9 protein-coding genes are annotated in these 14105 nt (G+C 34.9%); all 9 read right to left on the minus strand.

The annotated features are described in order from the left end of the window. Window positions 1–25: 25 nt before the first annotated feature. Complete coding sequence (menC, locus tag Q0X14_RS08810; protein ID WP_297837181.1) at window positions 26–1132, minus strand: o-succinylbenzoate synthase; 1107 nt, start codon at window positions 1130–1132, stop codon at window positions 26–28. A gap of 195 nt (window positions 1133–1327) precedes the next feature. Next, on the minus strand, window positions 1328–2812 hold the full coding sequence (locus Q0X14_RS08815) for a M14 family zinc carboxypeptidase (RefSeq protein ID WP_297837183.1): 1485 nt from the start codon (window positions 2810–2812) through the stop codon (window positions 1328–1330). A 78-nt stretch (window positions 2813–2890) separates the two neighbouring features. Further along, a complete protein-coding gene (locus Q0X14_RS08820; protein ID WP_297837186.1) occupies window positions 2891–3394 on the minus strand; it encodes a transposase in 504 nt (167 codons plus the stop codon). 155 nt (window positions 3395–3549) lie between these two features. Further along, window positions 3550–5646 (minus strand): Type 1 glutamine amidotransferase-like domain-containing protein, encoded by a 2097-nt coding sequence (locus Q0X14_RS08825; protein WP_297837187.1) that lies wholly within the window; start codon window positions 5644–5646, stop codon window positions 3550–3552. 144 nt (window positions 5647–5790) lie between these two features. After that, a complete protein-coding gene (locus tag Q0X14_RS08830; RefSeq protein WP_297837189.1) occupies window positions 5791–6783 on the minus strand; it encodes a PorV/PorQ family protein in 993 nt (330 codons plus the stop codon). Window positions 6784–6816: 33 nt separating this feature from the next. Next, the gene (locus Q0X14_RS08835) at window positions 6817–9573 is read right to left on the minus strand and encodes a hypothetical protein (RefSeq protein WP_297837192.1); all 2757 of its coding nucleotides are present in this window, start codon (window positions 9571–9573) and stop codon (window positions 6817–6819) included. 27 nt (window positions 9574–9600) lie between these two features. Continuing rightward, window positions 9601–12054, minus strand: a complete 2454-nt coding sequence (locus Q0X14_RS08840; protein ID WP_297837195.1) for a TonB-dependent receptor — start codon at window positions 12052–12054, stop codon at window positions 9601–9603. Between the two features lie 21 nt (window positions 12055–12075). Next, window positions 12076–12936: a MurR/RpiR family transcriptional regulator gene (locus tag Q0X14_RS08845; RefSeq protein WP_297837199.1), complete on the minus strand. Its 861-nt coding sequence runs from the start codon at window positions 12934–12936 to the stop codon at window positions 12076–12078. A gap of 50 nt (window positions 12937–12986) precedes the next feature. Continuing rightward, entirely contained in the window at window positions 12987–14087 is a 1101-nt protein-coding gene (locus Q0X14_RS08850) for a T9SS type A sorting domain-containing protein (protein ID WP_297837201.1), read from the minus strand. Window positions 14088–14105: the final 18 nt, after the last annotated feature.

Below are 14105 nucleotides of genomic sequence, written 5' to 3' on the forward strand. Positions count from 1 at the left end.
GAATTAATGATGTGAAAATTCTTTATCAGTTAAATTCAGCTCTTCTAACCGTCACTTTTTCAAGCATTTTCATATTCACTTCAACACCAATTCCAGGTTTGGTTGGAACATTCATCGTTCCGTCCGGATTGACTACAAATTCAGGTTCAACTATATCTTCTTTGTAATATCTTTTACTTGCAGAAATATCTCCGGGCAAAGTAAAATTCGGTAATGATGCAAGTGCAACATTTCCTGCTCGTCCGATTCCGCTTTCCAGCATTCCACCGCACCAAACAGGAATATTTTCAGATGCGCAGTAATCGTGTATTAGTTTTGATTCTGTAAATCCACCAACGCGACCGGGTTTAATGTTTATAACCCTGCAACTATCTAATTCAATTGCTGCACGAGTATCATCAAGCGAGTGAATGCTTTCATCAAGACAAATCGACGTTTTTAATTGCTTCTGTAATTTGGAATGTGCATAAATATCTTCATACCCAAGCGGCTGTTCAATCAATAGTAAATTGTAATCATCCATTTGCTTTAATAATTCGATATCATCCAAACTATAAGCAGAGTTTGCATCAACCTGGAATAAAATATCAGGAAACTCTTTTCGAACCGCTCTTACAAATTGAATATCTTTTCCAGGAGCAATTTTAATCTTAATTCTCTTATAACCTTCTGAAAGGTATCCTTCAATTTTTTTGATAAGTTCCTCAACTGAATTTTGAATGCCAATACTTACACCGACATCAATTTTTTCTTTTGTTCCGCCCATCATTTTTGAGAGAGAAATATTTTTTGACTTAGCAAACAAATCCCACAAAGCTGCTTCAAGTCCGGCTTTTGCCATTCTGTGTCCGCGAACTTTTGAATAAGCTTTTATTGCATCGCCAATGCTTAAAATATTTTTTCCAAGAATTGACGGAATTAAAAAATCCTGTAAGATATGCCAGGCAGTTGTAACTGTTTCATATGAATAAAATGGTGTTCCTTCGGCAACACATTCTCCCCAACCGGTTAGTCCTTCACCATCAACACGAACAATAATATGTTCTTCATCGTATTCTGTTCCCATTGAAGTTGTAAATGGTGAAACCAATTCCATTTTAATATGACGAAGTTCAATTTTTTCAATTTTCATTTTTGTTCCATATTTGTAGGGGAAGGGCTTGCCCTTCCCGCCACTTTCTTCGGACAAGGCAAGCCTTGTCCCTACATTTTATTTTATCTGCTTCTCGTAGGGGCGAGGCTTGCCTCACCCGTTTCTTTCCGTATCATTTCAATTATTCGGACAAGCAATTTATTCGGACAGGGAAAGCCCTGTCCCTACAATATACTAATTTATAACTCTCAGAATTTTATATTTTTCTTTTGGCTTCAATAAATACTCATACTGTTTATAAGTTACCAATCCCAGCATTGATTTTGGTTCAAGTGCAATGACAATCATATTATTTTTTAATTGACTGACCGGAAGAAAATAATATTTATCCAAATCAATTTTATCTTTTATTTCGTTAACAGAAATATAGGGATTGATTATCGTATCTCTTTCAAAATCAATTGTGCCAATCGAGTCAATAAAATATTCTTCAATCTTATCACATTTAACTGATTTAGCTTCTTCATAGAGAAGATTATGATTATCCATCCAGTTTTTCAGATCAGTAAACTGTTTTGGTATTAAATATCCTTTCGGTCTTTCAACATCATAAAGAGATTTGACAACTGATCTGAAATCATTTACCGCTACAATTGTGTCGTTATTTGAGTAATAAGAAAGCAGATTCAATTTAAGCTCAGTTCCATCTGAAAAATGATCAAGTTGAATTGCAACCTTATCATCGACTTTATTTTCAATTAGTTTTTCTCTTTCATCAGCAATAAGTTTTTTAATTTCATCTTTGTTATCATAACTAAACTTTAACAAAGCAAGCATTCCTGCCATCTGACTTCTTGCTCGTCTCTCAATATTGTCTGTGCTGTAATTTTCTCCGTTCATTCCTTCCTGAATAAAAGATAGAGTATTCTGAATTCCGAAACTTTGTCGTCCATCGTTTATATCAAAAGTACTATAGCGAAGATAATCGACACCAACAGGACCACCAGGCAAATAATGAAATGCTGTATAACCTTTTTCTTTTACAAAATCAAAAACGAAAGGAAAATATTTTTCATAAGAAAGCTTTTTGATTTTCTCAGAGATATTAATGTTTGTTACTGCACCAACAGTTACATCAAAGTTTCTCCTGAAGCCAAGTTTTTTCCATTCTTCACCAAAGGGCCAATATTCGTGTACATCCATTGTAACTTCGAAAAGATATTTATCGAATAGCTTGTGAAGTGCAATTGTTTCCGGCTCTGTCAGAATCAGATGATTACGATTTAAATCCATTCCGTTTCCGTTTCGTCTTTGATTTTTTTCAGAACCATCCGGATTCATTTGAGGCACAAGTGCAAAATCAATTTTATCAAACAAGTATTGATTTTCGGGTTTAAGTAATTCGTTAATTAAAAGAAGTGCGGCTTCTTTTCCCGACTGCTCATTGCCGTGCTGTTGTGCAAAGATTAAAACTTTCAATTTGGTTTTATCAACACCAAATTCATCTTTCGAAAAATAAACTGCAAAAAGCTCTCTGCCTTCGATTGATTTAGTAAGTACTTCTGTTTTTATCAAATCAGAATTATAATCAACCTCCTGAATAAACTGTTTTAGTTCATCGTGCGAGGTAAGTTTTGTGAAGTTTGATTTTTCGAGCGGTGTTTGTTGTGCAACAATGAGGTTAAATGTTAAGGTGATTATAACAAATATTTTTTTCATATGAATTACCTTATATTTTTTTGTAGGGGAAGGGCTTGCCCTTCCCTCCTCTTTCTTTGGACAAGGCAAGCTTTGTCCCTACATTAATTCTAAATTTTCTGGATTGTCCTTTTCTAATTCCCATCTTAAAGGATTCTGTTCTATATATTGTCGGATGTAAAACAATTTGCTCTCATTTCTGATTATCCGATCATAGTAACTTCTTTGCCATTTAAAGTTTTCCAAACCCATTTTATGTATCTCAATGGTAGTAACCGACTTAAAAGCACCTACAATCTTAGGGACACTACAAGTAAGATTTTTATTTGAATTATCTATTATCATAATAAAGTGAATATGATTTGGCATTATTATATAATAGTCAATTTCACAGCATTTATATTTCGTACTTAGACCTGTTAATATTGTTTTTATAACTTTACCATAGTCATTTAGAATAACATCTGATGACTCTACTTTTCCAAAACAATTTACCATTTCATCAACACAAATTGTAATGAAGTAATATCCGTCATTCGAATAATCAAATTCTCTTAACCTGTTTCTTTTCCGCTGTGGGTATTCTTTTTTACTACCATTCATATTTCATTTTTCTAACTGTAAGGAGATATTTGGACAAGGCAAGCCTTATCCCTAATTTTATTTTATTTGCTTCTCGTAGGGGTGAGGCTTGCCTCACCCGTTTCTCTTCTTATCATTTCAATTATTCGGACAGGGCAAGCCCTGTCCCTACATTTTTATTTCAATAATACCATTGATTTTGTTACTGAATAATTTCCGATTGATAATCGATAGAAATAAATTCCACTGGAAAGATTCGTTCCGTCAAATTCGACTTCATATGTGCCGGCGGGTTTATAATCATTAACTAATGTTGCAATTTCACCACCAAGTACATCATAAATTTTCAAAGAGACTTTTCTGTCACTCTGAGCTTGTCGAAGAGTGACATCGTCTCTGTCATCCTTCGATAAACTCAGGATGACATTTGGAATACTGAATTTTATTTTTGTTTCTGGATTAAACGGATTTGGATAATTCTGATAAAGAATAAATTCTTTTGGTTGAATGTCCGATGTTGCTTCATTAACCTCAGTAAGAAAATCAAATCTTCCCTGCTCTGTTAAATATTTTATTTGCGGATAATTCGTAAGAGAAAATCTTAGATGATCAAATGCAACAACTTGTCTGGGTCCAATACTGTTGATCGCTCTGTAAGTTGATGAATCAACTTTTGTAGCTTCCCGTGCATCGACAATCAGATAAGGAATTGCGGAAACGCCGCTCACACTTTTATCTGAGGATAAAATTTTAACATAGCTGCTGCTGTTCAAATAAAGTCCAAGTCTTTTTCTGCTTCTCATCATTCCCAACAAAACTGAACTCATTCTGTTTTCGTAAAAATCCGAATCATCAAAAAGCATTGGCTGAAAGATTAAATCACCGAAAAGATTTATTCCTTCATTTAATTTCATCTTTCCGCGATATGACGCATAAACATCTGTGTCTGTATTCCCGACAAACTTTTCTCCGGAAATTTTTCCTGCATTACCAAAAAAGAAAATTGGTTTACCGTATTGTACTGATAATTGGAATGCATCGGGAACAAGATTACCTGTTTGGTTCAGGTATGATAAAACATTTAATGAATCTCCGGCAAAAACAAAGCAAGTTCCAACGCTGATTTTAGCTGCTTCATTTGCATCGTTAAGATTAGAGTTGGTGATATTAACAACTGAGTAGTTGAAACTATTACTGCTCAGATAACTCGTTATTGTCGAGAGTGAAATACTAAATCCCGGATGACTGATAATAACTACATTACTACTATTAACTGCGGAAAGAAATTCAGAAAAACTTGTATTGAGTAAAGAAGAAATGTTGTTACTTCCGGTTAAATAAAAATCAGTTAAAGGAAATTGCCAGCTTCTGTTTGTATCAACATCTTTTGCTGAAGACGGAATGAAAGTAATTTCTTTAGTGATGAAATTAAATTTCCATCCTTTGGTGAGAATGTGAGTTTTTAAATTTTCAATTGTGTACTTACCGGATGTGAATGGTGAATATTTCGTAAGATTATCTTTATAAAAAATTGAAACAGCACCACTTCCCATCACTTCTCCAACTCCATCTGGCGAAATACAAATTGCAGTTCTGTCATCAATACCGGCACCAATTAAATCTATACCAAAGTTGAAATACTGATTGTAAATCATCGCAATTAATCTTCCGTGTCGTCCTCGTTCAATAAAATGAGTATCGAACAAAACATTTGGTACGAGTTTCAGAAAATTATTTTCAAATTTCATCCGGTTGTAGAATGGATTTTGCAAAGCTTCATCAGGATAAGCTGAACCGTTCTGCGCACTGAAATCAACATCGCCAAGTACTGCTGCACCTGCACTTGTTCCTGCAATTACTCCACCGTTATTAAAGACATATTGAATTGCAGAATCAACCTTTGTTCCTTTCCACAAACGGATATAATCCCACTGATCACCACCACGAATGAAAATTGCTTTTGCAGTTAACAGTTCATCATAAGTTGATTGAAGATTTGCTGCAGAGGTTGTTGCGATGGTTTTGTTATAAGCAGTATCCGCACCAAGTGACATAAAATAATTTGGAAGCCAGCTTGTAGCATCAGTAACATCAATGATTATTATTTTTCCACTATCAGCTTTCTGAACAATCCAACTGTATGGTGCATCGCTCCAATCATTATAATTTTCTGATCCACCGCCAATTGCGCAAACATAGCCCTGAGCAAAGAGAGGAAGAGTGATAATAAGATTAAAAGTGAAAATGAGAGTGATGATATTTTTCAGTTGCATTATCATTAAATGTCGAGTAAGATTTTATCTTGATTAACACACAGATAAACGTGATTTGACTGATTAACACGAAATTCTATCTGCGAAAATCAGTTTAATCTGTGTCATCTGCGTGCTATTATGTTTTTACGGATTTATCGCCTTCTACATAGTTAATTTTAATGAAATTCTGTGCACACTTGGAAGCAAATCATAAACTGAGTACGAATAATCAAAGTAAACAAATGTATCTGAGAACGGAACATTTGCACCTGCACCAAAGCTGAACTTCTGATCATCATAGTTTAATTTATATCCACCACGAATATATAATCTATCGAAGAATGATATTTCGCTACCGAAGTGAACACGTTCTTTATTATCATTCGGATGTGTAGCATCAATGCCACCGCGTATCTTCATAAAATCCGTCTGATAAATATCGAAACCAATTCCTACCTGAAAATGTAATGGTAAAGGATACTCATCAGTTTTTAATCGTGCAGGAGTTAATCTGCTAATAGGAAAGTTGGGATCTTTAAGATGCACAACATCCAGGTCCGGACCATCAAACATCATATCCCCACCAAAGTTTGTCATACTCATAGCAATTGTAAGATTCTGAAAATCAATCAGATATTGAGTCCCGATATCGAATGCAAAACCGTTTGCTGTTTCATTCCAGATTTGCTGATGAACATATTTAATTGTTAATCCGACATTAAACCTATCAGTAAGATATCTTGCATAAGTGATTCCCAATGCCAAATCACCTGCATCAAAATATCTTCCGGTGCCGTTTGGATTTTCTTCAGTTGTAATTTCCATTTTACCTGTAGTGAATAAAATCATACTTGCACCAAGCGAACCAAAATCACCGGCGTTATAAACAACTGAGGCAGCATTCAGGTCAAACAAATCAAACCATTTTGCATATGAGAAAAACACTTCAATGTTTTTAACTTTAACTATTCCAGCCGGATTATAGAATACAGAACCTGCATCATCAGCTAAGCCGACGATTGCATTGCCAAGTGCTTCTGATCTGGCACTTACTGGTATCTGTAAAAATTGCGCTCCGCTTGTACCAAGGTTTGGATTCTGTGCAAAGCTGATTGCATTAAATAAAATCATCAATATTATAAAAATCTTTTTCATTTTATTCTCCTGAATAAATCAGTAATTGTATAATTATTTAATTACTGCAAATCTTTCTTTGTATTCAATGTCTCCGGATTTCACAAGATAGATGTAAACTCCCGGAGCAATTTCTCTTCCGCCTTCAGATCTTAAATCCCATACTTCAGTACCATTATTTGAATTGTGATAAATAGTTTTCACCAAATCAGCATCAACAGTAAAAATATAAATTGTGCATTCAGGTGGAAGATTAACAAATTGAATCTGTCTCAGTGGTTCTCTTCTTAACTCACCAAATTCCGGTTCATAAAGAGATGATGCTACATAAGGATTGGGAACAACTCTTATTTTACTGATATTTTCTCTGATAAGTTCAGGTTTAATAGTTGGACCTTTTATCTTAAATGAATAACTATCTTTCATATTCGGTTCAACAGGTTTGATTACTTCTACAGAAAATCTGTTTCCTGCAGAAGGAATTAAAGATGCAGGAAACTGAACTCTTCCCTGAATTCCGTTGAATGTAAATGTTCCGAGATTGAATACACTGTCTGCAGCAATAATTGTATCAGCGGGAGTTGAGTTGTTTATAACATTTATTATTATAAATGGATTTCCATCCGAGATTCCGTTTCCTATTACATTTACAAAATAAAGTGATTGCTGAATTAATGTCTCCGCAACAACAGTGAAATCAATTGTAAGATTATCAGTTCCACCTATTCTGGAAACGCTTTTAATTATATCAGGTTTATTAAGTGAAAAAACTACTCCATCAGTTGTTGACTGAATCTGATTAAGATTAAACGGTCGTTCTTCAACCACACTCTGAGTTTGATTTTTAACTACATTAACAGCATAAGAAACAGTAAACAAATCGCCCTGCTCAGGTCTTTCATCAGCAGTTGCACCTGGGGCATCTGTAAATCGAACTCTTAAACCATGTCCGCCAATCAAAACCTCTCTTCCACCTGAAGGATAATTATAACCAGCACGAATGATTTCACCAGTAGAAAGATTTATTAAATCAAAGTTATTAGCTGAATTAAACTTAAAACCATATTTAAGTGGTTTTGTCTGATTTGAATCTGAGATTGTAACTGTAATTTGGGTTTTTGCATTTCCCTCTTCAACTTTGGGAAGATATGAGAATGTAACATCATAATTTCCACCAGCAAGTTCTTCGTTATCAATCGGCTGAACATTGAGAACATAATTTGAATTTCCGTTCAACTGCTGAATATCGTAACCTGAAACCGGCTCTCTTCCCAAAGCATTTGATCTTGGAGTAAGTGCGATTGTGTTTTCCGCAGCAAGTGTGTTTCCAATCGGACTTTCAAGACTGGGAACTATGTTACTTCCTCTGTCATAAGCAGTGATTGAATACCAGTATTCAAAGCCATTAATTACTGTTGTATCAGTATAACTGTATTGAATTCCTTTATCTTCACCTAAACCGTTGCGAACATCAAACTGAGCAATTCTTTCCCAATTAATTCCTTTGTCTTTGCTTCTGTAAATTCTATATCCTTCAAAATCATATTCACCTGAGGAAGCATCGGGAGATTTTTCAGAGCGATCATCCCAATAAAGAGTTGCTGATTTATCACCGGCTGCACCAAATAATTTTGGTCTTTCAGGTGGTTTGGGAAGATTAAAGTTTGCATCAACAGTTTGCTGAGCAGCAGTTGCAGCAGCAAGCATTTCGTCTTTTGTTTCACCTGCAACAAAAGCTGTTACAAAAGTTAGTGTGTCACCACGATTTAATCTGTATGGACCTGATGATAATGTAGCGACCAAATCTAAACCTGAAGCAGGAATAGTTGCAGGATCATCATAATGAAGATTGGTATTGTTTCCGATATGGAAATATCTTGGACCAAGCGATGAATTATATAAAGACGGACTGCTTGACATGATTCCATACTGAACTGAATCTATATCAAGATCATCATCATATAAATTGTAATGCATATCGGTAATGCCAAGCATTTGACCATTTACATTGGGAGTTTTTAACATTGCAATTCCAAAGAAACCTGTTTTGCCACCAGGCCATTCAGATGAAACTCCATCATCAAAAAAGTAAACAAGATTTCTTTCTTTGATAAAATCAATTTTATCATCACCGTATTCAGGAACACCACCACTGACATTTCCAACATCAATATCGCTGTATAAAGCGAAGTACAAACTATCTAAATCGCGTTGTCCATTATTTACAATCTGGAATTTGTAAAAAAGAATATTTTTTGCGAATTGAATTCCATATGCATAACCAGTTTGAATCACCTGAAGTCCCAAAATTTCTCTCGAATTATTACTATCACTGTAAACACAATAACTATCCTGATCTGAAAGAAAAAGATTATTCCCGTTTTCATCTTTAACTGGCCAACCATTTACTGGATGCCAGGTTTGTGGATTATCACTGAATGCTATCTGAGCCAAATCAGGATTATGATAACCACCAATGGCTTCCCACTCTTCATTTGTTGTATGCAAACCTTGTACAACATTTCCGGGAATTCCAACCCAGGGATTAACACGATAGATATAGTGTTTTGTACTGTTGATTGGAAATTCGCCCGAAGGTCCTTGTGTGATTCTTCTCGGATAAAGTTTGCCACGATTCTCGAAAAACAGTCCGATGTTACTTGCATTGTGTATTCCTGCAGCACGATCAACTATTCCAAAAACTTTTTCAAGATTACTTCGGGAAAGTTGCTCTTCAATTTCTTTTTTGCTTTGAGGAAAAATGTTCTGTGTTAGAAAAATTATAACAGATAGAATGATGATTTTTTTCATCTTCAAATTCCTTTGCTTAATATTTTATCAGAATCTGATTGTTGTTCCAAGTCTAATTGATCTTGGTGGACCAAAGTTTGAAGGATCACGCATCCATTCAACCGAATGATTTCCTTCAAAAGTAAAATCCGGTTCACCGGTATCTCTGTAAACATAAAGTATGTTTCTATGATCAGTCACATTTAGAATTTCTGCGAACAACCTGACTTTCAATTGGTTCATAATTTCGAATTCTTTTCCGATCATTAAATCCAAAGTATATGTTCCCGGTTGTCTTAAAGAATTCTTTATAACAAAACCAACATCTCTTCCACCAGGAGTGTAAGGAGCACCTGAACTTGCTCTAAACACAAAGCTGAAATCCATTCTGTCAAAAATGTGTTTGTCAAATAAAACGGGTCCTTCATTTTCGGGAATTGTGTAACTTCCCGTTACATTAAGAACATGTGTTCTGTCAAAATCCAGATAATAGAGAAGTGTTGATTCCTGCGTGCCCGGATATTGTTCTGTTTCTGAAGATGCACTTCCTTTTGCAACTGAATAAGTATAACTCAGTCCGCCAGAGAAATATCTGTCAGGTCTTATATCAAGATTAATTTCGAAACCTTTTACATTTGCATAATCTTCATTAACATAAAGTGTATAACCAATATATCTTCCATCCTGAAACGGGAAATAATATCTTGTTCCGATAAGACCAGTTATGTCTTTGTAATAGGTTGTAAGATTGATTGCTATTCTATCTGAAAACTGATGAGCAATTCCCACCTCGTAAGAAATTGTTCTTTGTGCATCAAGTCCGGGCTGCCCAATCAAAGGTTCTCTCACATTCAAATCATATTGGTTATTCTCGAACAGATATTGAAAATCAGGATTCTGGAAAAAGTGTCCGTATGAAAAATGAAGTTTCGTTCTGTCAGAAATTGGATGAGCAATTCCAACTCTTGGAGAAAGTTGTGATCTTGATTTAGCTTTTACCAATGAATTCGGATCGAGCGGATTGTTTCTGAAAGTGATATTTGCGTTCATATAATCGAAACGCAATCCGAGATTAATTACCAGATACGGCAATTCAATTTTGTCCTGAATATATCCGGCTAACTCAAAGGGTTCTGTTACATAATCATTCTTATAAGGAAAATTTCTTTTAGGATCATACACATAAAAATATTTTAAACGATGCTTTTTGTATGATGCTCCGAACTTAACTTCATTTGTATTATTAAACTGCCATACTGCATCAAGTTTTCCGTCAAGAGTAACTGTTCTGCTATCAATCAATTCAAGTGGATCTGCTTTGGCAAAAAATTCAAAGCCAGTTCCGATTGGCAGATATTCTCTTTGTGATGTTGAAAGGTATTGCGATGTATCTTTATCAATTCCGGAATAAAAACCCTGATTGAAGTAAGAAAACTTTAAATCATAAAAGAAATTGTTCTGAACAGTATGTGTAATATAAAGTCCTGTCTGCCAGCTATCAGTTCTTCTTCTGAGATATTGCTCAGGAATATATTTGAATTCGTGACTATAGTTTTGTCTTCTTCCCAAACTACCACGATTTGAGAGCGAGACTTTTACATAAGGAATAGCAGTGGTTGTTAGCTTTGTAAAAAAAGTCCTGTCGTTATTATATCCAAATGGAAGATAACTTCCTCTTTTATCCTGCTCGGCAGAAATAAAAAACTTTAAATCATTAGTAAGAAGCGGACCGCTCAAACTTCCGTTAACTCTTGATTCGTGTAAACTCTGATATCTTTCTATTCCAAATTCTGAAGTTCTGTATTCAAACTTCCCGGAAAGTCTATCAGAACCATCACGAGTAACGATGTTGACAACACCACTCAAGGCATTTCCATATTCAGCATTAAATGTTCCGCTTAGTAAACTCATTTCCTGAATTGCATCATTATTAACCTGTGTTGCAAGTCCACCGAGCAATGGATCAACCACAAGCATTCCGTCAATCATATATGCAATTTCGTTAGCTCTTCCACCACGAACATGCAGATTTGAACCACTTCCTACAACTCCTGCCTGAAGTGAAAGTAACTCAGTAAAAGTTGAAACAGGAAGTGCTTCAATTTCATCACGACTAATAACCGATATTGAGCTTGTTAAATCTTTTTGTATCAGAGGAGTTTTTGCAGTTACAACAACTTCTCCGACCTGAACTGTCTGCGGTTTTAAATTCACAGACAAGTTTGTGGTCTGATCAACTATGATTGCAACATTCTGCATCAAAACAGTTTCATAACCAATGAAAGAAATTCGCACATTGTATCTTCCGGGTGGAATGTTGAGGATAACATATTCTCCATTTGCATTAGTGGCTGCACCAAATGAAGTCCCTTCAATCAGAACATTTGCACCAACGAGTGGTTCGCCGTTATCAGCATCTTTAATCACACCGGCTAATTTACCTGTTGTTCCAGCAAACAGATGAAATGAAAACAAAAGAATAATTAATAATATCTTTTTCATATCTGACTCCTTATCAGATAATTATAAAATAACCTGATCCTGTTCGATCATTATTTTTTCACTCTCTTTAAGAACTTTTTTCGCCTTTGCTTTATTCTTAACAGCACAAGCAGTTGCGATTGCATTTATTATTACTGAAATAGCAGCGAATGAATTTGTAAAAAGCATGTTCTCACTTTTTACTGTAAGCACCGCCTTTGAGAATACAGCTATTGGTGATGTTGATTTGTTCGTAATGCTTATCACTTTTATTCCGTTCTGATGGGCATATTTTGCAACATCCACAGTTTCTTTTGAGTATGGTGGAAATGAAAAGCACATTAACAGATCATTTTTGTTCATATATAAAATCTGCTCATGAAACAAAGTGTGTGTATGTTTTAATACTGAAGCATCAACTCCAACCTGAGTTAGCTGATAAGAAAGAATTTCTGCAAGAAGATAAGATATTCCCAGTCCGGCGGTATAGACTCTGTTAGATTTAACAATTTCTTCAATGACAAGATTAAACACTTCACGATCAATTATGGATAGAGTATCGTTAATATTCTTAACATCCATATTTGCAACCGAAGTGAGTAAATCATTTTCAAGATTACTTTTTTCAAACAGCGGAAATATTTCTTTTTTCTTCAGATGTTTTTTGAGTGAATCTGAAACAGCATCACGAAGTTCGCTGAATCCTGTAAATCCAACACTTTGCGCAAATCTTATTACAGACGCGACGCTTACTCCAACAAGTCTTGAAACCTCATGAACATCAACAAAAGGGATGTTATCAAAATTATCAATTACAAAATCAGCAACCTTCCGTTGATTGTTTGGAAGAGAATCAAACTTGCTTTGAATTTTTTCTCGTATTTCTTTATAACGACTTACCATAATTATTAAAAACTGTCACGCTTCGATTAACTCAGCGTGACAGTTATATTTTATCTCATCAGAATCATTTTCTTAGTTTCAGAATAATTGCCAGATTGAAGTTTGTAGTAATAAACTCCACTGCTCAAATTGGATGCATCAAAGTTATATTCATAAATGCCAGGGGTTAGTTCTTCATTAACTAAAGTTGCTATTTCATTACCAAGTACATCAAAAACTTTAAGAGAGACAGATTGTGCTTTATTCACCGAGAACTGAATTTTAGTATTCGGGTTAAATGGATTTGGATAATTCTGTTCTAAGGAATAACCTGTTGGAATTTCAGAAATTTTTTTATCTACACTCAGAACAGTGCTATATTTTGTTTGTGCTTCCGAAATTGCTGCAATAATTTCGTTTTCGTTTTCACCAATTGCAAAAGCGTAAAAAACAGCTATTGAATCATTTGGATTTAGATTAACAAAAGATTGAGACGGAATTGTAACAGGTCCTTCAACACCGCCTGGATATTGATTTTGAATTGAACCATAATTTAACCAGTTCCAATAGTTTGTATCTGCTGTATATCCGTTAAACCACTCAAAAGAAATTAATGAATGAAGATTGTGAGAAAGAAGTTTTAATCCCATATTCCTTGCACTGCCTCTATGAAATCTGATAATTCCATTTGCTGGCAAATATGTTACTGTATCATTTCCATATGTCTGATCGAGTTCTGGAATAATATCCAAACCAATTTTAGCATTAATTGCTGAAGTTTCCCTGTTCTTAACTGTCATCTTTAAAATCATATACTCAGTATTATTCCAACCATAAATATTGTAATTAATTAAAACGTCTGGAGATAGTCCGCTATAAGCATTGTTATAACTTCCGGTAATTTCATAATCACTAAGTTGTGGATTAGTTACTAATGTAGTTGGAACTTCAACATCAGCATCATTTTGATAATCCCAAACTGCATTTGGTCCAACACCAACAAGGGCTGAAGCTCTTTGTAAATGTCTAACCTGGTCGCCGGTTGTTAACAATCTGATTCTTCCGTAAGTGCCTACATTCACATCAATCTGGCCGGTGCTGAATGTTGCTTGCGCGAATACATCAGCAAAGCCAATCAAAAAAACAAGAAGGAAAAAAGTAAAGTTTTTCATAGTGCACCTCTTTTAGTT

The organism is Ignavibacterium sp. (assembly GCF_025998815.1).
In the GTDB taxonomy this organism is placed as follows: Bacteria; Bacteroidota; Ignavibacteria; order Ignavibacteriales; family Ignavibacteriaceae; genus Ignavibacterium.

Excerpts from the sequence above, each read along its gene's own strand:
- menC (WP_297837181.1), bottom strand. The coding sequence starts at position 1,132 with ATGAAAATTGAAAAAATTGAACTTCGTCATATTAAAATGGAATTGGTT.
- Q0X14_RS08815 (WP_297837183.1), bottom strand. The coding sequence starts at position 2,812 with ATGAAAAAAATATTTGTTATAATCACCTTAACATTTAACCTCATTGTT.
- Q0X14_RS08820 (WP_297837186.1), bottom strand. The coding sequence starts at position 3,394 with ATGAATGGTAGTAAAAAAGAATACCCACAGCGGAAAAGAAACAGGTTA.
- Q0X14_RS08825 (WP_297837187.1), bottom strand. The coding sequence starts at position 5,646 with ATGCAACTGAAAAATATCATCACTCTCATTTTCACTTTTAATCTTATT.
- Q0X14_RS08830 (WP_297837189.1), bottom strand. The coding sequence starts at position 6,783 with ATGAAAAAGATTTTTATAATATTGATGATTTTATTTAATGCAATCAGC.
- Q0X14_RS08835 (WP_297837192.1), bottom strand. The coding sequence starts at position 9,573 with ATGAAAAAAATCATCATTCTATCTGTTATAATTTTTCTAACACAGAAC.
- Q0X14_RS08840 (WP_297837195.1), bottom strand. The coding sequence starts at position 12,054 with ATGAAAAAGATATTATTAATTATTCTTTTGTTTTCATTTCATCTGTTT.
- Q0X14_RS08845 (WP_297837199.1), bottom strand. The coding sequence starts at position 12,936 with ATGGTAAGTCGTTATAAAGAAATACGAGAAAAAATTCAAAGCAAGTTT.
- Q0X14_RS08850 (WP_297837201.1), bottom strand. The coding sequence starts at position 14,087 with ATGAAAAACTTTACTTTTTTCCTTCTTGTTTTTTTGATTGGCTTTGCT.